The sequence below is a fragment of the Paenibacillus lautus genome, from assembly GCF_050482385.1.
In the GTDB taxonomy this organism is placed as follows: domain Bacteria; phylum Bacillota; class Bacilli; order Paenibacillales; family Paenibacillaceae; genus Paenibacillus_AQ; species Paenibacillus_AQ lautus_B.
In genome coordinates this window covers 327,328-349,474 of sequence record NZ_JBCNHV010000013.1, presented here as the reverse complement: position 1 = coordinate 349,474, position 22,147 = coordinate 327,328, and the positions used below count along the sequence as shown (strand labels likewise).

At 51.2% G+C, this 22,147-nt stretch carries 18 protein-coding genes; 6 read left to right on the top strand and 12 right to left on the bottom strand.

What is annotated here, in order from left to right; translation table 11 throughout:
• The first annotated feature begins 123 nt into the window (after window positions 1-123).
• From ABEW73_RS18140 to ABEW73_RS18125, 4 genes are all read left to right on the top strand, one after another.
• Complete coding sequence (locus ABEW73_RS18140; protein WP_430166788.1) at window positions 124-1,131, top strand: D-alanyl-D-alanine carboxypeptidase family protein; 1,008 nt, start codon at window positions 124-126, stop codon at window positions 1,129-1,131.
• Between the two features lie 122 nt (window positions 1,132-1,253).
• A complete protein-coding gene (locus tag ABEW73_RS18135) occupies window positions 1,254-1,949 on the top strand; it encodes a response regulator transcription factor (protein ID WP_430166787.1) in 696 nt (231 codons plus the stop codon).
• A complete protein-coding gene (locus tag ABEW73_RS18130; protein ID WP_430166785.1) occupies window positions 1,942-3,039 on the top strand; it encodes a sensor histidine kinase in 1,098 nt (365 codons plus the stop codon). The genes ABEW73_RS18135 and ABEW73_RS18130 overlap by 8 nt, the downstream gene beginning before the upstream one ends.
• A gap of 114 nt (window positions 3,040-3,153) precedes the next feature.
• A complete protein-coding gene (locus tag ABEW73_RS18125) occupies window positions 3,154-4,266 on the top strand; it encodes a GGDEF domain-containing protein (RefSeq protein ID WP_430166783.1) in 1,113 nt (370 codons plus the stop codon).
• Here the strand turns inward: ABEW73_RS18125 and ABEW73_RS18120 are convergent.
• The 4 genes from ABEW73_RS18120 to ABEW73_RS18105 all read right to left on the bottom strand — a co-directional run bounded on the left by ABEW73_RS18120 (window position 4,263) and on the right by ABEW73_RS18105 (window position 8,863).
• On the bottom strand, window positions 4,263-5,213 hold the full coding sequence (locus ABEW73_RS18120) for an aldo/keto reductase family protein (protein ID WP_430166781.1): 951 nt from the start codon (window positions 5,211-5,213) through the stop codon (window positions 4,263-4,265). The two genes, ABEW73_RS18125 and ABEW73_RS18120, sit on opposite strands and share 4 nt — an antisense overlap.
• Window positions 5,214-5,293: 80 nt before the next feature.
• Window positions 5,294-6,403, bottom strand: a complete 1,110-nt coding sequence (locus ABEW73_RS18115) for a Ger(x)C family spore germination protein (RefSeq protein WP_430166779.1) — start codon at window positions 6,401-6,403, stop codon at window positions 5,294-5,296.
• Complete coding sequence (locus tag ABEW73_RS18110; RefSeq protein ID WP_430166777.1) at window positions 6,400-7,509, bottom strand: GerAB/ArcD/ProY family transporter; 1,110 nt, start codon at window positions 7,507-7,509, stop codon at window positions 6,400-6,402. Before ABEW73_RS18110 ends, ABEW73_RS18115 begins: the two co-directional genes overlap by 4 nt.
• Window positions 7,502-8,863: a spore germination protein gene (locus tag ABEW73_RS18105; protein ID WP_430166776.1), complete on the bottom strand. Its 1,362-nt coding sequence runs from the start codon at window positions 8,861-8,863 to the stop codon at window positions 7,502-7,504. Before ABEW73_RS18105 ends, ABEW73_RS18110 begins: the two co-directional genes overlap by 8 nt.
• A 209-nt stretch (window positions 8,864-9,072) precedes the next feature.
• On the opposite strand from ABEW73_RS18105, the gene ABEW73_RS18100 reads away from it, so the two are divergent.
• Together ABEW73_RS18100 and ABEW73_RS18095 are read left to right on the top strand one after the other, a co-directional pair.
• Window positions 9,073-10,626, top strand: a complete 1,554-nt coding sequence (locus ABEW73_RS18100) for an FAD-dependent oxidoreductase (RefSeq protein ID WP_430166775.1) — start codon at window positions 9,073-9,075, stop codon at window positions 10,624-10,626.
• A gap of 168 nt (window positions 10,627-10,794) precedes the next feature.
• On the top strand, window positions 10,795-10,983 hold the full coding sequence (locus ABEW73_RS18095) for a hypothetical protein (RefSeq protein WP_430166773.1): 189 nt from the start codon (window positions 10,795-10,797) through the stop codon (window positions 10,981-10,983).
• Window positions 10,984-11,105: 122 nt separating this feature from the next.
• Here ABEW73_RS18095 and ABEW73_RS18090 read toward each other — a convergent pair whose 3' ends face one another.
• The 8 genes from ABEW73_RS18090 to ABEW73_RS18055 all read right to left on the bottom strand — a co-directional run bounded on the left by ABEW73_RS18090 (window position 11,106) and on the right by ABEW73_RS18055 (window position 21,960).
• Window positions 11,106-11,558, bottom strand: a complete 453-nt coding sequence (locus ABEW73_RS18090) for a hypothetical protein (protein WP_098749298.1) — start codon at window positions 11,556-11,558, stop codon at window positions 11,106-11,108.
• Between the two features lie 178 nt (window positions 11,559-11,736).
• Window positions 11,737-13,611: an ABC transporter ATP-binding protein gene (locus ABEW73_RS18085; protein WP_430166771.1), complete on the bottom strand. Its 1,875-nt coding sequence runs from the start codon at window positions 13,609-13,611 to the stop codon at window positions 11,737-11,739.
• On the bottom strand, window positions 13,608-15,335 hold the full coding sequence (locus ABEW73_RS18080) for an ABC transporter ATP-binding protein (RefSeq protein ID WP_430166769.1): 1,728 nt from the start codon (window positions 15,333-15,335) through the stop codon (window positions 13,608-13,610). Before ABEW73_RS18080 ends, ABEW73_RS18085 begins: the two co-directional genes overlap by 4 nt.
• 11 nt (window positions 15,336-15,346) lie before the next feature.
• Complete coding sequence (locus ABEW73_RS18075; protein ID WP_430166768.1) at window positions 15,347-15,907, bottom strand: MarR family winged helix-turn-helix transcriptional regulator; 561 nt, start codon at window positions 15,905-15,907, stop codon at window positions 15,347-15,349.
• A gap of 121 nt (window positions 15,908-16,028) precedes the next feature.
• On the bottom strand, window positions 16,029-17,141 hold the full coding sequence (rsgA, locus tag ABEW73_RS18070) for a ribosome small subunit-dependent GTPase A (RefSeq protein WP_430166767.1): 1,113 nt from the start codon (window positions 17,139-17,141) through the stop codon (window positions 16,029-16,031).
• Between the two features lie 404 nt (window positions 17,142-17,545).
• Window positions 17,546-19,834 carry an ATP-dependent DNA helicase gene (locus tag ABEW73_RS18065; RefSeq protein WP_430166765.1) on the bottom strand — a complete coding sequence of 763 codons (2,289 nt, stop codon included), beginning with the start codon at window positions 19,832-19,834 and terminating at the stop codon, window positions 17,546-17,548.
• Window positions 19,835-19,981: 147 nt separating this feature from the next.
• On the bottom strand, window positions 19,982-20,776 hold the full coding sequence (pdaA, locus tag ABEW73_RS18060; protein WP_430166764.1) for a delta-lactam-biosynthetic de-N-acetylase: 795 nt from the start codon (window positions 20,774-20,776) through the stop codon (window positions 19,982-19,984).
• A gap of 140 nt (window positions 20,777-20,916) precedes the next feature.
• Window positions 20,917-21,960: an oxidoreductase gene (locus tag ABEW73_RS18055; RefSeq protein ID WP_430166763.1), complete on the bottom strand. Its 1,044-nt coding sequence runs from the start codon at window positions 21,958-21,960 to the stop codon at window positions 20,917-20,919.
• Between the last annotated feature and the right edge of the window lie 187 nt (window positions 21,961-22,147).

Below are 22,147 nucleotides of genomic sequence, written 5' to 3'. Positions count from 1 at the left end.
TCCGCTGGTAATCTTTAAGATTTCTTTAGATTCAATTAAAAATTCCTTTAGCTTGTGTGGTTAGAATTAGAACATACATAAAACGATGAAACATATATAGCCCAAAGGAGGCGATCGATCGCCATGGAATCCATAGCCAAGCATCCCCGTCAAGAACCGTCATCCCCTGAACGATCCCGGCGGCAAGCCGGCACGATTCGGCATAAACCTGCGAAGCCCCGCAAGGGACGCACAAGATTAAGCTTGCTCCTGCTATTGTTTAGCGTCATTCTGATGGCCGTGTTCATAGCGCGGGTGTTTATTCCTCCTCCCATCAAAGCCAGTTCGGCCATCTTGATTCATGCAGATACCGGCCGCGTGCTCTATGCTATGCATGCCGATCTTCCCCTTCCTCCCGCGAGCATGTCCAAGATGATGACCGAACTGCTGGTGCTGGATGCTGTTCGTTCCGGGCAGCATGCTTGGAACGAGAATGTACCGGTCAGCCGATATGCCGCAGAGGTGCCCGGTTCAGGCATCGGCATGCATGAAGGCGAACGTTATACGTTGAAGCAGCTGTTCGAAGCGCTCATCATCCATTCGGCCAATGATGCGGCCGTAGCTATTGCGGAGCATCTCGGCGGGTCGGAGTCCCGATTCGTGGAGAGCATGAATGCCCGGGCGAAACAAATCGGCCTCTCTGATCGCACCGTCTTCGCCAATGCTTCCGGTTTGCCTGCCGCTGACCTCGCTCCCTTTGCCGAAGCGGCCACCGAACGCGATACCGTCATGACGGCCAGGGATTCGGCCATGCTGGCCCGATGGCTGCTTAACAAACATCCGGATTTGCTCGAGGTAACCAGCCAGCGCGATTTGCCTGTTCCGCAGAAGAAGCTTTCCCTGCATACTACCAATCTTATGCTGCCTGGCGAGCCGCATTCTTACGAAGGTAATGACGGATTTAAGACCGGATACACCCGCTCCGCCGGTTATTGCTTTACCGGAACTGCGTCGCGGGGTGGAAATCGGCTGATTTCCGTCGTGATGGGAACCGGGGATGCCGATCAGCGGTTTACGGAAACCCGGAAGCTGATGGATTACGGATTCGAACGGCAAGGCATTCTTTCGAATCTCCTATCCGTCCTTTTTTAATTGTTGTCATAGAAGAACTCACGATTTTGAAGGCCAAGCTGCACTCTATGGGGTCGATTTAGGGTACACTGTTCGTAAGGAATCATCGTTTCCAATGGGGCGATTTACTGGAGGATATCTTAATGAGAAGTATATTAATCGTAGATGATGATAAAGAAATTTCCGGGCTGATCTCTATCTATCTGGAGAATGAGGGTTACCGCGTAATCCAAGCCCATAACGGGGAGGAAGCACTGCTGGCCATGACCACCAATAACGAGGCGGTGGATCTCGTGATCCTGGATGTCATGATGCCTAAGCTGAACGGGATTGACACCTGCCGCAGAATCCGGGAAACCTCGTCCATTCCCATCCTGATGCTGAGCGCCAAGAGCGAGGATATGGATAAAATCCTGGGACTGATGACCGGCGCGGATGATTATATGATTAAACCGTTCAATCCGCTGGAGCTGACGACTCGCGTCAAAACACTGCTGCGGCGCTCCACCTTATACAATGCGGAACTGCATCGAGAGGACAGCGAGCGGATTGAGATAGATGGGCTCGACATTAACCGGACTACGCATGAAGTAACGGCCAACGGCAAAGCGATTTCTCTGACGGCGAGAGAATTCGAGATTCTGTATTTGCTTGCCCGCCAACCGGGGAGAATCTTTAGCGCCGAGGATATCTTCCAGCAGGTCTGGAAGGAGAAATATTACGTATCCAATAATACGGTCATGGTTCACATCAGCAACTTGCGGGACAAGCTCGAGAAGGAGCTGGGTTATAAGCTCATTCAAACGGTATGGGGCGTCGGGTACAAAATCCATGCGTAAGCTGCAATGGAAGATCATTACACTGTTTTTTGCCAGCGGAGCCCTGACCTTGGCCATACTGTTCATCGCGCAGCAGATCTTCCGATTGATCGGCCGGGAATACTGGAAGGAGCCCTGGGTAAACACCCTTTTCAGAGTTGATCGTACTTTGGAGGATTTCTTCGGTTTCCCCATCATCCCGACGATCATCGGCATCGTGCTGTTTATCTGTATGGTACTCCTCCTGAGTCAAGGCACGATTCGTCAAATCAATCAATTAATGGAGGGTACACAGCGTTTGGCGAAGGGCGAATTGGATGAAGAGATTATCGTTAGCTCGAATGACGAACTGGGCCAGATGGCAACGCACATCAATCAAATGGCCAAGCAGCTCAAGCTATCGCTGGAAGAGGAACGAATGGCGGTCCAGTCCAAGAACGAGCTGATCAGCAACGTCTCGCATGATCTGCGCACTCCCCTCACCTCCATCATCGGGTACTTGCGGCTGGTCAATGAAGACCATTACAAGGATGAAGTCGAGCTCCGGTATTATACCGATATCGCGTACGATAAGTCGCTGCGCTTAGGCGGACTCGTGAACGATTTGTTTGAATACACACGAATGGGGTATTCCCCGATGAACAGGGTTGACATTAATTTGGTGGAGCTCCTCGCACAATTGGCCGTGGACTTTTCACTAACCGGGCAGCAGGAAGGCGTACAAGTTAACTTCACACCTGAAACGGAGAAAATCATGATCTCCTCGGACGGGGATAAACTGATGCGCACCTTCGAGAATCTGCTGTCCAATGCGGTACGGCACGGTCGGGAAGCCGGGGTGGTGGATTTGAAGGTATCAAGTGATCCGAAGTTTGCCGTCGTACAGGTCATCAATTACGGCCCCCCGATCCCTCAATATGCAATCCCCTATCTGTTCGAGCGGTTCTACCGGGCGGATGAATCGCGCACCGATCAAACCGGCGGCTCCGGACTTGGCTTGGCTATTGTCAAGACCATCGTGGATGCCCATCACGGCACGATTCAAGTGACCAGTAATACGGAACGGACGATGTTTGAAGTTCTCCTACCTTTAGAGACTCTTGAAAATTAACAAAATAAAACATTTAATATTCGACACACAATTCCATTTTCCGATAAAATAGGGGGTGAATGTCTTCATCGCCTTGCCGCTCTTGTGCAAGGTACATGAAAGGAATGATCCCCCATGACTAATATACTATTTACCAACTTTTGTATATTTGTGACTTTCTTATACTTGTCCGGACTGCTGTCCAAAAAATATGTAGCAGGCGTTGTGACGCCGTCCACCAACGTTAAGATCAACGCTGGACTGCTCTTTGGCATTTACGGGATCATCTTGATGTACTATTCTTTCCCGATTGACCCCCGGTTTTTCGCGGATTTGCGGCATCTGGCCATTGTCGTGATCGCCAGCTACTTGGGTTGGCTTCCATCCCTGATTGCCGGCGTGCTCATTGCGCTCGGGCGATTGATTCTGTTCGGCATGTCCGCTTCCTCTGCCATTGCGGGAGCCGGCATGCTACTGATCGGCATCATATGCGGGACGGTATCTCGTATCCATTGGAATCGTTTAAACAAAATGCTGCTCATGAGCGTATCGAGCATGCTGGTGCTCCTAGGCATTATGTGGATGAATATCCAGGACCACCATAAGGTATATACTGTCTTCACACAGCACCTTATCATATCCGTCCTCGCCACGGTGGTCATCTACATGTTGACGGAGTATATCAACACGTCCAATCAACTATTTCTGCAGATGAAGAAAAATGCGGAAACGGATTACCTGACCAGTCTTCACAATTTGCGCCAGTTCGAGCAGCTGTTGTCGGAACGTTTTCTCGAAGCCCAGCATTTCAGCGAACGGCTGGGTGTTCTTGTCGTGGACATTGATCATTTCAAAAAAATAAACGACACCTACGGCCATGCGGCCGGAGATGCCGTTTTGCAGCAGCTCAGCAAAGTGCTGAGGGAGCATTCCCGTTCTTTTGATGAAGTGTCCCGCAACGGCGGGGAAGAATTCTCGGTGCTGGTTCCGGAAGCCACCATTGACGAGACTGCCGCTATTGCGGAGCGAATCCGGGCCGCCGTAGCGGATCATATCTTTGTCCTGGAAAACGGAACCAAGATCCGGATCACCGTGTCGATTGGCGCTGCCGTACATCCCGATACGATCCGGTCGAAAAATGCCAAGGAGCTGCTTCAGCAAGCAGACCGCGAGCTGTACCGCGCCAAAGACAGCGGGCGCAACCGCGTATGCTCCGCTCCCGAAATCCATGATCTTATTCTTTCTTAATTCGAATCCGTCTTCAGTATTTCTTCAATAGCAGTCAGCGTATCTGAAGACAACTTCATACCGGAAGCCTTCACATTCTCTTCCACCTGCTCCGGACGGCTGGCCCCCACCAGAGCACTAGCTACGTTGTTCTGCCGCAGAATCCAGGCCAAGGCCAATTGGCCGACGGTCATACCCAGCTCGCTTGCAACATCTCCCAGGGCCTGCACCTTCTGAATGCGATCTTCACTCATTTTAAGCCGATCGGCTCCAATCTTTGATGCGCGGCTGTTCTCCGGCACGGCTTGCTTGGAGGCGTACTTGCCCGTCAGAAGCCCTTGTGCAAGAGGAGAATAAACCACTTGACCAATGCCCTTCTTCTCGCCTAACGGGATGATCTCCTCCTCGATCTTGCGCTCGAACATGTTGTACAGCGGCTGATTTACCACGATGCGATCCAGTAAATAGCGGTCCGCAACGGCCAATGCCGCTTCCATCTGGGCAGCAGTCCACATACTGACTCCTACATAGAGCACCTTGCCCTGCCGGACAAGGTCATCCAGCGCCCGCAGCGTTTCTTCTATCGGTGTTTCTTCATGATATCGATGGCAGTAATAGATGTCGACATAATCGGTACCCAGCCGCTTCAAACTCGCATCGCACTGCTCTCTAATATGTTTGCGGGAAAGTCCCTGATCATTCGGTCCGTCCCCCATCTTGCCGAATACCTTCGTGGCAAGGACATAGGATTCCCTCGGGAAGGCTCTCAAGGTTTCCCCGACAACCACTTCAGCCGCTCCTTGGGCATACACATTCGCCGTATCAAAAAAATTAACGCCGAGTCCATATGCAGTCTGAATCGACTTCACGGCATTCTCCCGTTCCACATATCCCCCGTACGTCAGCCAGCTCCCGAGACTGATATCGCTAACCTTCAGTCCGCTTCCGCCCAGTCTTCTAAACTCCATGTGTGAAACCTCCTTCATACAAGATAGATGCTTATTCTTTATTGTAACATCTTCCTGTACGATAGACAGTTGTGCCTTGTCTAACGTTTATAACCGGTCGATTTTATTTTCATCCTGACCGATACATGAAATTTGGCATGGGGGTAAATGGAGCGCCACTCCTCCATCTCCGTCTGGTTGTTCCAGTGCGTCCCTCCATACCGGAGGCCGAAACCGAGCGGGTCCAGGCCTGTTTTTTGAATCCTCTCCAGCAAGTTTTTCACCGCTTGAGATAGTTCCTTGCTAAACTGCTCTTCGATTTTATGCAGACCCTTCTGATTCAGTTGTGTTGGATCCTCTTTCTCTTCCAAAATCGCCGTTATCCGAATATTGAAATCAATCGTTTCTTCCCCTGGTTTATCCGTTACGATCTTGTATCTTGCTCGGGTTCTATCCGTGTTGACTTCAAGCAATTTGCCGTCCATTTTCGTCCCGAAATTCGTGCTTAGATTACGACGATCCAACAGGTTAAACAGCCTGGTTTCATCCGGCGTCAGAATCACCTTCACCTTGTCCTTATCCATCAAGGCTACTCTCTCGATATTCAGGATCTTGTCAGTGGTAGTTTCCACAACGGGCATGACCGGATCTTCCCCTTCCTCTAACATTCGACGGGACAAATCGAAGGAGTATGTCCTAGTAATGAAGGGAGATTCCGTCCCATCCTCGCTGAGCGCCAGAAATATTGCGTTCCCGGCAATCCGCTCCGTTGGAGGATCCGTCTTTAATACGGCTTCTGCCGTAGGTATAGCGAGGGCTGGATACATTAAGAGCTGCATATCCCGCCTCCGAACGGTCCAGTCCTGGATTTTGCTGATATCTTTTCGAGCATAGGCTTCTCCGTACATGACCCCCTTGCAATGACCAAAGTCAAGTTCCTTATCCACTTTGGATTTGACCTCCCTGATCGCTTCCGCAATACTTGTTGCTTCTTGTGTAATAAGGAAAGACTTCTTATCCCCAATCTTAGGGTCTCCTGAAGGAATCGCCATTTTGAAGGTAAATCGGTTCATATCGGGACTTTTCTCGGAGACGTCAATACCAATGGACACGACAAAAAGCCTCAGATCAATATCCCTAAAATCACATCCCGACACCAACAAGAAAGAGCAGCACATGAGCCAGACCAGCCATCGCCTTAGGAATTTCATGCCTTCTTCCTCCTTTTTCTCCATACCGCATAGAATAACAGGGCAATGAGCAGAAATTCACCCGCGAACCGGACGTCCAGAAAGACAACCGCCATATCATTTAATATGTATTGATTAACGATGAACGACGTGCCGAAGGTAATTAGGGAAAAGAGAAGAAGCACCCACCATTCGATTTTCCTCCTTTTCGCCATGGCGTTGCCCTTTTCGACCTTTAATCCGAAGCTTCCCAGAATGAGTTCCTTACCCACATGCCAGTGGATGATGGAATTCACGAGGGAGAGACACATATACACCACGTAGAAGACATAGATCATCCGTTCAATGATAAAATAACGAATCCGCAGCGAGTCAACCGTCGAGAAGGCAGGGTACACGTGTCCTCCTGCGCCCGCAGCGCCCAATATGCCAATGGGTGCAAACATCGAAACCAGAAGGGTAAGCATACTGACCACCACAATCGCCCAAACATGGCGCACTCTGAATCGGTGAAAGATCCGATTGAATACCACCATGTTCACGTAGCCCGTAAATATAAAAGTTGCCGCCGCCACCGTTTCGTAATTGGGCATATTCCACGCATAGGTAATGATTTGCCTTACGGCATCCCAGCTGAAAAAGGGATTGCTGAATATACGCCATGACATGTAGACGATAATCGGAACACAGATGTACAGAATCATCTCCAGGGCATAAATAATGGACTCGGAATCCAGTCTGGCACTAAGTCCAACCACCACCAGAAACCCCATCAGAACGATATAGGGAGATACATCCGGACTAATGTAGCGAGAGGTAATATCAACGAAGCTTACCAAAGTAATTACGCTGGAGAAAAACCACGCGAGTCCGTATAAAAAAAGCAGGATACCGGATATCCACTTGGACATAACCGAGCGGAAAATCTCCGGCAGCCCCTGTCCTGGAAATTTCTGAATCAGTTTTACGAAGGTAAACAACAGCAGGGTCCCAATCGGTATGGATACGAGAATCGACATCAGCGCACCGTCAAAGCGATCCGAAATCAAGACGCGGGGGACATAATTAATGAGGTTGATGGTCGCATTGAGGAGGAAGAGGTAATAAAAATATTTATTTCTAACCACTTCGCTGATCTCCTTTCCTGTTCCAATCCAACGCAAACATCTTCAGGTAGGGTTTGCCAAAGGACCTGAGGCTCGTAAGGTACATGATCATGGCCACGATGCCGAGAACGATGCCAACCAAACCGAAGAAGGTGGCCAGGACAATGAACAAATACTTCGTGACGCGTATGCCGAAGCTCATCATACTAATCGGGATCACGAAATTCGTTATCGCGACGGCGGAAACCAAGATGATCATGATATTACTGACCAGTCCCGCTTCCGTAGCAGCAGTCCCCAGAATGAGACCCCCTACCGTGGTTGCGGTTTGACCAATCGCTTTGGGCAGCCGGACACTCGCCTCTGTCAGAAATTCCATCGCCAGCAGCATGAAGATCACTTCGAAGAAAGACGGGTATGGCACCGTAGCCCGACTTCCTGCAATAAGCAACGTAACCTGCATCCTCAATATTTCCGGATTGTAAGAGGTAAAGGCCACGTAAAAACTTGGTATCAGCACGGTGACAAACAATGCGATATACCGGATGACCTTGAGAAACCAGCCCACCGGGGGAAGCTGTATTTTGTCATCCATCGCCGTAAAGAAATCATTGAATATAGCCGGCAGTAAAATGGCATATCCCGTGGAATCCATCAACACAGCGATCTTTCCTTGAGATATATTCAATACGGTCCGGTCAGGGCGTTCGGTCAGCATGAGCGTCGGATACAGACGGAATTTAGGATGCATTGTATGTCTCTCGATTTCAGAGGCCGATTGCACAATATCCGCCTTGATCTCGGACAATCGCTTTCTAAGCTCCTGCAATACCGTTTCTTCCACTTTGCATGCATCATACATAATGATGATTCGAGTCTGTGATATTTTGCCAATGGTCATGAATTCCGTCTTCAAATTCACGGTTTGGTAACGGTGACGAATCAGATTCAGGTTCACCTCGATATTTTCCGTAAACGAATCATCGGGACCCTGAATAACGTTTTCCGTACTGGCGGGTTGGATGAAGCCTGCATTAACCAGCACGGCGTCAAACAGGAGCACGCTGTCCCGAATGAATATGGCTACGCAGCCCCTAAGTATATTACGGAGCAATTCCTGTTCATCTTTCGGCTCCACGCTTGAGGGAAAGGATCGGATGAATTGGTCGTATAAGTCCAAGGAATTCAGCTCATAAAAACGGTTGATCAAATTATCGTTAATCATGACAGGGTCGCACATGCTCTTAAGATAAATCAATAACGCGTGCTCACCTTCATTCTTCAGCTCGCGCTGCTCGATATCCCCAACATTTCGGAGATGCTCTTGCAGACATTTCTTAGCTTCCTCCGCATTTAGATATGGTTTGCTGGTCATGATACCACCCCTCATTTCACTAAATTCCGAATCTCCCGCTGTTTGTTAGGCTCTGCACAAATGTCCCAAATTATTTACAATCATCCAGAAAAACTTAGGAACACTGTAAATCGAAATCAGCTCGTTTCTAATCATTCCCATGTGGTAATAATGAAGACAAGAGTCGGAGTTTAAGGGCAACGCCCATAGAAACTGAGGAGGAATCATGAATGAACCCGTCCAATTCATCGCATCAAGAACTGCCGCAATTTCCGGAGTCGCTGTGGGTAGCGACAACTAAACTGCCCACCTTCCCCCGCTTGGCCGAAGATATTAAGGCGGATGTAGCCATCGTCGGAGCCGGCATAACCGGTATTACGACCGCTTATCTGCTTGCTAAGGCAGGCAAGGATGTCGTGCTAATCGAAGCAGGGCAAATCCTAAACGGAACCACAGGTCATACAACAGCTAAGGTTACAGCACAGCATGGGCTCATCTACCATGAATTTATGCATCATTTTGGGGAGGAGAAGACAAGACTCTATTACGAAGGCAATCGGGAAGCGATTGAATTCATTAGGGATATTATTAGCGGAGACGAAGAGAAATTTGGGCTGAAGCTAGAGGATGCCCATATTTACGCTCAACAGGATGACAAGTATCTCGCGAAGCTGGAGGACGAAATCAAAGCCTATGAAAAGCTTGGCATTCCGGGAGAATGGCAGGACAGCCTTCCTCTGCCTATCCAGATTCGGGGAGCCATTAAGATGCCTGGGCAATATCAATTCCACCCTCTGCAATATCTTAAGCATTTGACCGAACAATTTCTGGCGCTCGGGGGGCGGATCTATGAGAACACGACCATGGATGAAAAGGCCGAAACCGATGGACCGATCACGCTGCTGACCAAACGGGGCGGTCACCGGATTACTTGCAATCATGCCGTATCCGCGTCTCATTTTCCGTTCATTGACGGGAAAGGCTTCTTCTTCACGCGGCTGCATGTGGGACGCTCCTATGCCATTGCTGTCAAACCCGAAACCGCTTATCCGGGCGGGATGTATTTAAGCGTGGATCAACCGACCCGTTCCCTGCGGTCAGCTTCTTATGGCGGTGAGGATTTGGTTATCGTCGGAGGCGAAAATCATCCGACGGGCCGCAGCATCTGCACCCATCAGCATTACGAAAACCTGGAGCTGTTTGCAGGAAAGCTGCTGGGCGCTTCCGCGATTCCTTATCGCTGGTCGGCCCAGGACCTGATTACTCTGGACAACATGCCTTACATCGGGCCGATCACATCCAATCAGGACCGGATCTTTGTCGCGACAGGCTTCCGGAAATGGGGCATGACAACAGGAACATTGGCCGCGAACATCATCAGTGATCAAATCTTGGAGAAGGATAACCGTTACGCCGACGTCTTCAACCCGTCCCGCTTCATGGCAGATCCAAGCATCAAAACATTTGTTGCACAAAATGCTATGGTTGCGAAGGATTTCGTTTCCGGCAAGTTCGAAATGTCCCATGCTGATATTACCGAGCTGAAGGCAGGCGAAGGCGCCATCGTCCGCCATAACGGTCAGCGCGCTGGGGCTTACAAGGATGATAAGGGGAATCTCCATCTCGTGGATACGACCTGTACCCATCTCGGCTGCGAAGTGGAATGGAATGAGGGCGAACGCTCATGGGATTGCCCTTGTCACGGATCACGCTACCGTTATAATGGCGAAGTGATTGAAGGGCCGGCCATTGAGCCGTTGAAGCAGTTGGATCCGGAGAGCTAAGCAGACGCTGCGCTCCCACAAGGTCTCTTACCTAAAAGAAGTGAAGCCCATGCAAGCTTCACTTCTTTTTTTATAACAGGGGACTACACACCAGGATGGCCTAAATTCAACCAAAAATAGCATATCTCTGGTATAATAAGCTTACAAATCGTTACGGGAGGGACAGCTATGGTTCTAGGCCCTGAGTATTTGGATCGAATTAAAGAGGACGTCTCGGAGAGAAAGGCAAAGGAGAAGCTGCGCGGTATCCGGCAGCAAAGCCTGCTTCATGATTTTTTAATGACCCTTGCTGCTGCAGGTGCCTTCATTGTCGTGGCTGCCATTTTTGGTTTTATCTTGTATAACATACGATATTAGAAGCCTTCCCCATGCTTCCAGGGTGGTAAGCCTCTGAAGTTATACTTTCTTGCATGTCCAAAAAGGCACCCTGACGGGTGCCTGTGTCATGTTATGACCTAGCCTGGATTAACCTAGTAAGCCTAAGCGATTTCTGGTGCCGGCTCCTCGCGGTAGGCCTCAAGCGATCGGTCCACGATGACCTGTATGAAATCCGGATCCATATCCTGAATCCATGGCATGGCGTTATTCCAAGCATTTTCCTCGATTTGAAGCGCGATCTGATTCTGCTCCCATTCATCCACCGTTCGATCCATCCGGTCACAGAGCTCTGTCAGCATCAGATCCATCGAATGGCCCAGCTCATGTGCAAATACCACCGCAAAATAGGCATGAAACAGCTCAAGTGTGCCAAACAGCTGTAAACACTGCTGGCGTATGACTTCGGTATACATCGTCACGCTGTGCGAATTCATAACATATTTCCCGCCGATTAACCGGCCCCCTGGGAAATACGCCTCCATCTCCACGGTGACACTGCTGCCCGACCGACGTAGAAGCTCTTGCGTAATTCGGTTCAGTTCGGACTTATTCAATAATGATCATGGCTCCCTTTAAAGATATAAACAACATTATAAAAGAACCATATGAAAATGCAATATCAAATATGCCTGCCAGCTTACTCTAGACCTACCAAAAACCTTTAATTAAGCTAAAAAAGAAGACCCACTCCGCACTCGAATGGGTCTTCTTATGATGGTAATCCTCGCCTCGCTATCCAGCCTCATGCTGGTCGCTGAATTGACTGTTATACAGGTCCGCATAGAAGCCGCCTTGAGACAGCAGCTCTTCATGGGTTCCCTGCTCGATAATGCTGCCCTTGTTCATGACCAGAATCAGGTCCGCATCCCGGATCGTGGACAGCCGATGCGCAATGACAAAGCTGGTCCGGTCCTTCATCAGCTCATTCATCGCTTTCTGGATATAGAGCTCCGTCCGCGTATCCACGCTGCTGGTGGCCTCGTCGAGGATCAGAATCGACGGGTTGGCCAGAATGGCACGCGCAATCGTAAGAAGCTGCTTCTGCCCTTGCGATATGTTGGAGGCCTCCTCGTTCAGAATGGTATCGTAGCCATCCGGCAATGTCCGGATGAAGTGATCCGCGTGAGCCGCTTCCGCCGCTCGGATGATCTCTTGTTCCGTGGCACCTTCGCGTCCATATCCGATATTGTCCCGGATAGTCCCGTTAAAGAGCCATGTATCCTGCAGCACCATCCCGAACAGGCTGCGGAGTTCACCGCGCCGAAGAGCCGTAATATCCGTGCCGTCTATCGTAATCTTGCCCTTATTCAGCTCATAGAACCGCATCAGCAGATTAATGAGCGTAGTCTTGCCTGCACCGGTCGGGCCGACGATGGCGACCGTTTGCCCGTGCCTTACGTCTACATTCATATCCTCGATCAGAAGCTGGTCTGCTTTATAGCCGAAACTCACGTTCTCGAAAGACACATCGCCAAGCGGCTGCTTGAGTGCTGCCGGAGCTGTATGCTCTGACACTTCTTCTTCCTCATCCAGCACTTCAAATACGCGCTCTGCCGATGCTATGGTAGATTGAATGACGTTTGCGATATTCGCAAGCTGGGTGATCGGCTGCGTGAATTGGCGTGAATATTGAATGAATGCCTGAATATCCCCGATCTCAATCGCTCTGCGGGTAACCAACACACCGCCGACAACACTGACGATCACATAACCGATATTGCCGACAAAACCCATCAGCGGCATAATGGTACCCGATATAAACTGGGCTCTCCACCCGGCATCATAGAGCTTGTCGTTAACCTCATTAAATTGTTCCATGGACTGTCGTTCCCGGCCAAAGGCTTTCACCACTTTATGACCCGTGTACATTTCTTCCACATGCCCGTTCAACTCACCCAAATGCTTCTGCTGAGCCACAAAATGCTTCTGCGAGCGCTTGGCAACCACAATTGTAACTATCACACTAAGCGGTAGGGTCAGAATAACCACTAACGTCAACAGCGGGCTGATCGTGAGCATCATCACGATGACGCCGACCAGCGTGACTATTGAGGTAATCATCTGCGTCAAGCTCTGCTGAAGCGTGCTGCTGATATTGTCCATATCGTTGGTCACCCGGCTCAGCGTTTCCCCATGCGTCCGAGCGTCAAAATATTTAAGCGGCAAACGGCCGAGTTTGTTGTAAACATCCTTGCGCAAATCATACACGGTCCGCTGGGCCACGCCAGCCATAACATATTGCTGGATGTAAGCAAACAGTGAGCTTAAGAGATACAAGCCTGCAAGCCAGAGCATGATCGTCCGAATCGCGTCAAAATCGATCCCGGCCCCCGGCACGCCTTGCATCTTGGCCAGGAAGCCTTTGAACAGGATCGTGGTTGCATCCCCCAATATTTTCGGGCTCACGATGCTGAATATCGTACTGAGAATAGCTGCGATCAAGACGATCATCAGCTTGCCGGTATGCGGTTTGAGATATCGCGTTAACCGGCGAAAAGTGCCTTTGAAATCCTTGGCTTTCTCCCCCGCCATTCCAGGACCGTGCGGTCCGCCGCCAAAGGGACCGCCCGGTCCCCGAGGATGTCCTCCCCGTTTCTTCTCACTCATGCGATCTCCTCCTCTGACAGCTGCGAGGTGACGATTTCGCGGTACACATCGCTGGAACCCATAAGCTCCTCATGCGTGCCGATGCCAGCTATACGTCCCTCATCCAGTACAACAATCCGGTCAGCGTCCATGACGGTGCTTACCCGCTGAGCAACAATCAGAACGGTAGCTTCCGTCGTTTCCTCGCGGAGCGCTGCGCGAAGATTGGCATCCGTCTTGAAATCCAGCGCCGAGAAGCTGTCGTCAAACACATAAATCTCGGGTCTGCGAACCAGCGCCCTTGCAATCGAGAGCCGCTGCTTCTGACCTCCGGATACGTTGCTGCCGCCTTGCGAAATCTCGGCATCGTACCCGCCTTCCATGGATGAGATGAAATCGGCCGCCTGAGCAACCTTCGCTGCATGCCGGATTTCCTCGTCCGTCGCATCTTCCTTACCATAACGGATATTCTCCGCGATGGTCCCGGTGAAGAGCAGCGCCTTCTGCGGTACGAATCCGATCCGGCTCCGCAGGTCCTCCTGAAGCATGTCCCGAATATCCGTACCATTAACGAGAATCCGTCCCGAGCTCACGTCATAAAAACGAGGGATTAAGCTGATCATCGTCGATTTTCCCGAACCGGTTCCACCGATAATGGCGGTGATTTCACCCGGCCCGGCACGGAAGGAAATATCGGATATGGCGGGCTCCTCTGCACCCGGATAATAGAAGGTCACATCCTGGAATTCAATCGATCCCTGCTGCACGCCGGTATTACGCGGCTGCTTCGGATCATGGATCTCCGGCATCATGTTCAATACCTCATTGATCCGGACCGCCGATGCCTGTGCACGCGGAATCATGACAAACATGACGGATAGCATGATCAGCGAGAACATAATCATCATCGCGTATTGGAGAAATGCCATAAGGTCGCCGACCTTCATGTGGCCACTATCGATTCGCAGCCCCCCGAACCAAACTATAGCCAGCGTTGCAAAGTTCATGACCAGCATCATGACAGGCATCATCGCACCCATGATTTTATTCACTTTGATGGAGGTGGCTGTCAAATCCTCGTTTGCATCATTAAAGCGGACGGTTTCATGATTCATCCGGTTAAATGAACGAATGACCCGGATTCCGGTCAGATTCTCCCTCAGCACGCGGCTCAGCGTATCGATCTTCACCTGGATCGCTTTGAAGAGCGGAATCCCTTTTTTGGCGATGAGGAAAATAGCCAGGGCCAGAATTGGCAGGACGATGAGAAGGACCGTGGTCAATCCAGGGTCTCTCGATACGGCCATTATAATGCCCCCAATACACATCATCGGCGCAAGCGCCATCATGCGAAGGATCATGATCGTGACCTGCTGCACTTGCGTAATGTCGTTCGTTGTACGGGTAATCAGGGATGCCGTACCGATCTTGTCAAATTCCTGCAGCGTGAAATTTTCGACATGGGAGAAGACGCGTCCCCGAACAATCTTCCCGAATCCCGTAGCTGATTTGGATGCCAAATAACTCGCGGCAATGGAGCACACCATGCCCCCTGCTGCTACCAGGAGCATAAAGCCGCCCACACGCCAAATATAAGGCACATCTCCCTTCACGATGCCGATATCCACGATGTCCGCCATCAAGGTCGGCAGGTAAAGATCAGACAGACACTGGAAAAATGTGAACAGCAGGACAAAAATGACCGCTGTCCGGTACGGTTTCAAATAGTGAAACAGTTTTAACAAATTCCCCACCCCTACTCATTGTCTGAAGTCGTTTCGTTCGTTTTGTGCTTTTGCTCGCGAAAATGATACACCTTCGTTAACAGCTCCGTTAGTTTGACGCTGTCCTCTTCTCCTAAAAATTCCACCAGCTCGTTAAAGTTGTTTCTGACGTTCTGATAGGTTTCTTGGACAACGCGATTCCCTTCCTCCGTAAGCTGCACACGCACCGCACGTCGATCCTGTACATCCATCACCCGCTCCACCAGACCTTTGCTCTCCAGAGCGTTGATAAATTGAGTGATCGTCGGTGACGTAACATTCATCATACTGCTGATTTCGGACACTTTCATGCCAGGACCATCAGGCACGATATGATGTTTAAGCCCCATCAGAACGCGAATCTCGCCGGGCGTATGGCCGGAAATCAAGTGCCGATCCCATTCCTGCTTATGGAACATGCGAATGCTGTACAAGAGCCTGCCGGCTACGCTATCTTCTCGCCGGTCAGCCTTCATGCACAGCCCTTCCCGCGAATCTTTTTCCTCTTTCCCGTTGTTCCCTTTGGGTAAATCTGGATGTATATTCTCTTCCATGGTCCACCTCTTTTCTGCAACTACTTAAACAAATAGATAGTCTGCCAATTTATTTGGTTCCCTAACTATATACCCGAAGAAGACCGAAGTCAAATCGACTCCGGACCTCTCGTAACATCCATTATTCGTCATCGTACATAAGCTGCTGGTAGTTCCCTCTGCGGTCTCTCTCGCTCTTCCGCGAGGACTTGCCTGAGCTCTTATTCTGGCGGCGGGTGCTGACCCTCTCTTTACTGGCAATATAGGCGAGCTCCCGCTCCGTTTTCTTGTAGTTCGCATATCGTTTTGCATCCAGCGTTCCGGCCTGCAGCGCTTCCTGAACCGCACAGCCGGCCTCCGTCTCATGGCGGCAATCCTGGAACCGGCACTGCTGCACCAGTGCGGAAACATCCGCAAAGGTTGCCTCGAACCCTTCTTCCGAATCCCACAGCTGCAGCTCCCGCATGCCTGGCGTATCCACCATAATCGCGCCTCCCGGCAGCACGAAAAGCTCCCGGTGCGTCGTGGTATGCCGTCCCCTTGCGTCTTCTTCACGTATCCCCTGAACCCGCTGCAGCTCCTGGCCGGACAGCCAGTTCAGGAGGGTGGATTTACCGGCCCCGGAGGTACCCGTAATGGCAATCGTCTTCCCCTGTATCAGATAAGGCTGCAGCTGCTTCTTTCCTTGATCCATCAAGGAGCTCACCGCATAAACCGGCACGCCCGGTGCAACAGCCTCTACCTGTGCGACATAATCTTCCGGCGATTCACATAGATCCGCCTTGGTAAGCAGCACAACCGGTGCGGCTCCGCTCTCCCAGACCGCAATCAGGTAGCGTTCAATCCGGCGAACACTAAAATCCTTGTTGAGTGCGTTAATGATAAACACGGTATCCATGTTCGCGGCAATGATCTGCTCATCCGGCACGCTTCCTGCTTCCTTGCGCGTCACAGCAGATTGGCGGGGGAGCAGCTTATGAATGACGGCACGGGATTCCCCTTGCAGCGGTTCCACCATGACCCAATCGCCAACAGCGGGAAAGTCACTTTTGCTGGTTGCCTCGTATTCGTATTTGCCCGTGACAATCGCGGACTGCTCTCCCTCTTGCGTGATAATGCGGTATTGCTTCGAGAATTGGGCTGTGATGCGTGCCGGAACCAGCGCTTTATCCTGCTGCGGGATCTGCTCAGCCAGCAAACTCCAATGTTCATTCCATCCATATGCTTGCAGCGTAGTCATGTCTTGTTTAGTCAAATTCGTGATATCCCCTTATCGTTATTGGATTGGTTGTTATCAAACACAAAAAAAACCGCAGATTTGTATCCGCGGCTGATCTGAATCTATACAAGAAGAAGGCATCAACCCCCATACAGCCACAGTCAAGCCGTTAAAGGTCATACCAAGCCCTTAAATAGACACAAAAAACCCGCAGGATACCAAGCACGGTCTCCTGCGGGTTCTTGAGTAGGGAGTTAAAGACAAGTATGATTACATGCCTTATACCCCTATACCATTAGAATTTCCCGTCCAAAGAGACCAACGTCAATGCGACCCATCCACTATGCATCATAACCATTTGACATCAGCCTCCTTCAGCTAAATTAATATATCCGTATTATAGGGGTCATATTTCCAGGTGTCAACATCTCAAGCAAAAATTAGATGCGCCTGTAGTGCCTCCATTCCTCCGGCAGCAGCATCCCATACTGGCGATTTAGAAAGCGGTCATCCACTAGCGTCAGTGTCCCGCTGTCCTGCTCTGAGCGGATCAAGCGCCCTCCGGCCTGCAGCACTTTGTTCATGCCCGGGTACACATAGGCATAATCGTATCCCCGCTTGCCGGTACGGTCGAAATAATCCTTGATGATATCATTCTCGAAGGATAGCTGCGGCAATCCTACGCCGATGACCACGACGCTCGAAAGCCGTTCTCCCTTCAAATCAATGCCTTCGGAGAAAATACCGCCCATCACGGCAAAGCCGATCAGCGGATCTTCCGCATCCGCCTGGAAGGCATTCAGGAATGCCTCCCGCTCCTCCTCACTCATCCCATGCCCCTGAAGCAAGGTACGGGCTCCAGGATTCATTCTTGCAAACGCCTCATGAATATCCTGCATGTAAGGATAGGACGGCAGGAAGATCAGGGTGTTCACCGGCTTTTCCTGAACCAGCGCACTCAGCATGCGAACGATGGCCTCGCTATTGCGCTCCCGATCCTTAAAGCGCGTCGATAACGGCAAAATTCGAACATCCAATTGCTCGGAAGAGAAGGGGGAGGGAATCGAGAGACTGTAGTCCTCTTCCTCTGCTCCCAGCATGTCGCGGTAATACCCGAGCGGCATGAGGGTTGCCGAGAAAAATACGCTGGAGCGGTAGTTTTTTCCCGCTTGCTGGAGCAAATACGAGGGGTCCAGACAAAACAGCTTGAGAAACACCTCGCTCTGACTCATCTCCGCATACGTGACAAAGCGGTCGTCATACAGCTTGGAGATGCGCAGATACCCCTGCACAGCAAAATAGCACTCCAGAAGCGCATCGGCTTCATCCCCGCTCTTGCCAGTCATCAGTTCGGCCTCTGCCTGGAGCGAAAAATCCTCCAGCAGCTCCACCATCATCTCCGGCTGCTGGGACCCGACAATCCGCTCTTCCTCCCTACTAACCTTGCGCAGCACTTTAAATCGGTTATTCACCCGCTTCGCGGCGTTGTAAAGCGCGGGATTGCTCTCTTTGTAAGCTCGTTGCAGTTCCAGAAAAGCCGATTTATTCAGCTCAGCCGAAAACATTCCCCGCGCCCGGTCTACCAGATTGTGCGCCTCGTCAATGAGCAGCACACTGCGCTTCTTGACGTCCTCCGGCATCCGCTTGAAGGATACACGCGGGTCAAACACATAGTTGTAATCGCAGATGACGGCATCGGCGGCGTACGCGGCATCCAGCGAGAACTCAAACGGACACACCGTATGCTTCCGGGCGTACTCTTCAATAACGGGCCTCGTAATCAACGTTTCATTCGAGAGCAGATCCAGTATGGCGCCATTAATCCGGTCATAGTAGCCCTCCGAGAACACGCAGCCCATCTGACCGCAGCCCTCAGCTTCACGGAAACAAATCTTGTCCTTCGCCGTCAGCGTGACCGTATGCATGCAGAGTCCTTGACGCTCCATGCGCGCCATGGCTTCCTCCGCGGTCGTTCGGGTGATCGTCTTGGCTGTCAGATAAAAAATCCGCGACAACAGGCCTTCGCCGATCGCTTTAACCGAAGGAAACAGCGTGGATATCGTTTTCCCTATGCCCGTTGGTGCTTTGGCAAACAATTTCCGTCCTTCCCCGATGCTTTTATAGACGGCTCCGGCCAGCTTCCGCTGCCCCTCGCGGTAGGCGGGAAACGGAAACTTCAGTTCCTGGATGCTTCGATCCCTCCGCTCGCCGTGTTCCCGCAGCAGGTTGGCATAAGGTGCATAAGCCGCCACGACCTCCAATACGAAGGACTCCAGCTGGGCGAAGCTCCATTCTTGTACGAACTGCTTCCGCTCTCCACTCGGGACTTGGAAGTAGGTTAATCGCACCGCCATCTTCGGAATCTCATGCTGCTTCGCGTACATAAAGGCATACATTTGGGCCTGCGCCCAATGAACCGGGTACGTGTGCTCCGTAATCTCGCCTAAATCGCCGGAGGTCGACTTAATCTCGTCAATCATCATCCGCTCTTCCTCTTGAATCAGACCGTCGCAGCGGCCTTCCACCACAAACAGAAAGTCCTCGTAAGGAATCTCCACTTCCAGCTGAACTTCCTTCTGATCGTTCTCACCATAATCGCGCTGTACCTGTTGATGTGCACGGGTCCCCTCGGTAAGGGAGGTCGCCGTGCGAAAACCCGAGGTAATGCTGCCGCTGCGAAAGACATATTCCACCAGCGGCCTGACGGATATTTGAATAGTATGAGGCATGATGGTCTCCTTCGTTCATGTTCTATGAAGGGTATTATACCAAACATTCGTTCCTGAAAGCGAAGCATCCAGCTTCATTCGGCAACAAAAAGCGTGCAGACGGCATCCTGACAGGATCGCGTTCTGCACGCTGTATGCAACAAATATTTACGGGGCTTTCTTCTGCATCTGATCCAAACTCTTGAACTCGTACCCCCGGTTCCTGGCTTCGTCAATGATCCGCCCAAGCGCCTCGGTGTTGTCCTTGGAGATCGAGTGCAGCAGAATCACAGCGCCCGGATGGAGCTGCGCGGTTACCTTATCATAAGCATACTGCGCACCGCGCTGGGACTTCACGTCCCAATCCATATACGCGAGCGACCAGAATACATTGGTATAACCCAATTGTTGGCTGGTCGCCAGCGATCGCTCATCGAAAATGCCGCGCGGTGTACGCAAATACTTCATATCCGGCTGACCGGTTATGCGCATAACCTCCTTCTTCACCCGATCCAGTTCCTCGGTCAGCTTCTCTGCCGAGATCGTGGTCACATCCGGATGATTCCAGGAATGGTTGCCGATAATGTGTCCCTCCGCCGTCATCCGCTTCAGCAGATCTTCCTGTGTCTTTACGTAGTGCCCGGTCACGAAAAAGGTGGCAGGCACCTTCTTCTCTTTGAGCGTATCTAGGATACGGGAGGTATATCCGTTCTCGTATCCGTTATCAAACGTAAGATAAAGCTCCTTCTGCTCGGCATCGCCCATGAAGATCGCGCCGTATTTTTGCAGAAGCTCCTTAAAACCCTCCTCGTTGATGGAGGGCAGCTGGCCATTGACGCTTTTTTTGAATCCAAAATGAAACGGACCGCTTCCTGCCGCCAAAGCCGCTCCGGTGATGGTCAGCATCACCGCCAAGCTCATCAGAAGCGCAAAGGCCGACCGAAGGATACCACGTTTCTTCATATCCGTTCTCTCCTTCTTGTTGTGATATGGATTGATTCCCCTCATGAAAGACGTACAAGGGTTGCATCACCTAATATCCCACAAATCGGAGCAAACTATGTGTTAGCCAAAGAAAGCCCTGTCACCGGACGCAGCAGGTTTCACGTGATTTTGATCAATCGGCCCTTCTGATGACTCTGAACCGCGTACTCGATCATGCGGATGACGTTACGGGCTTCTTCAGGCTGTACGGGCAACGGGCCATCCTGAAGAATCGCTTCGGCCAGACCCTGATAAAAGGCCTGGTAGCGTCCGGGCAGCGTCTCAATCTCGCCCTGAACCGCCAGCCCGCTCAGCTCGGTAGCAAGCTCCCCGTATTGGTCCGGCTGGTCCTCACCCCAGCCCGCATCCCCTGGGCGCATTCCCTGCTTCAGCTGGCCTTCCTGAGGGTCCGTTCCATATTTCAGGAAGCTTCCTTTATCGCCGTGCAGCTCGAATTTCGGGCCGGCTTGCCGCACCAGCGAACCGGAATGCAGAATAACGCGAAACGTTTTGTACCCCAGCACTAGATGAAAATAATCATGGGCTTTGGACCCTTTGCGCTCCGTTCTCAAATCCGCCCACAGTGTCTCCGGCAGCCCAAACAGAAACAGCGCCTGATCAAGCAGATGCGAACCCAAATCGTACAGGATGCCGGACCCGGGAATTCCCCGTTCCCTCCACCGCTCCGATTGCACTTCCGGACGGTAGCGGCTGAACTGGGACTGGTAAATGGAAAGCTTGCCGAGCGCTCCCGTCTCCAGCAGATTGCGAACGGTCAGAAAGTCATTGTCCCAGCGGCGGTTGTGATATACCGTCAGCAGAACTCCCTTCTGCTTGGCCAAATCAATCAGTTGGTCCGCTTCTGCGGATGTTACGGTGAACGGCTTCTCGACGACCACATGCTTACCAGCCTCGATGGCTAACCGGGTATATTCGTAATGCGTTGCATTCGGACTCGTAATGATGACAACATCAATATCCGGATTAGACAAAAGCTCATCCACGCTATCAACAACCGCCGTATCAGGCAAATCATTATGAACCTTGTCCGGATCGGATGACACGACCGTGTGGACTTTGTAATCCGGCACGCTTCTCAGGATAGGTGCATGAAACACCGACCCGGACAGGCCGTAGCCGATGATTCCCGCTTGTATTGCCATAGAGCAAGCCTCCTCTTCCCATGGTTCTATGTTGATTCGATATGTATCGCTTTGATTCCTTGCAACATCTTAACATTCCGCAAATATTTTACAACCTCAAATAATACAGCCGCCTGCACATTTATCACGGTGCAGGCGGCTGCTCAATTGCCAATGCAAAAGATAACCTGAAGACCTCTTCCGGCTT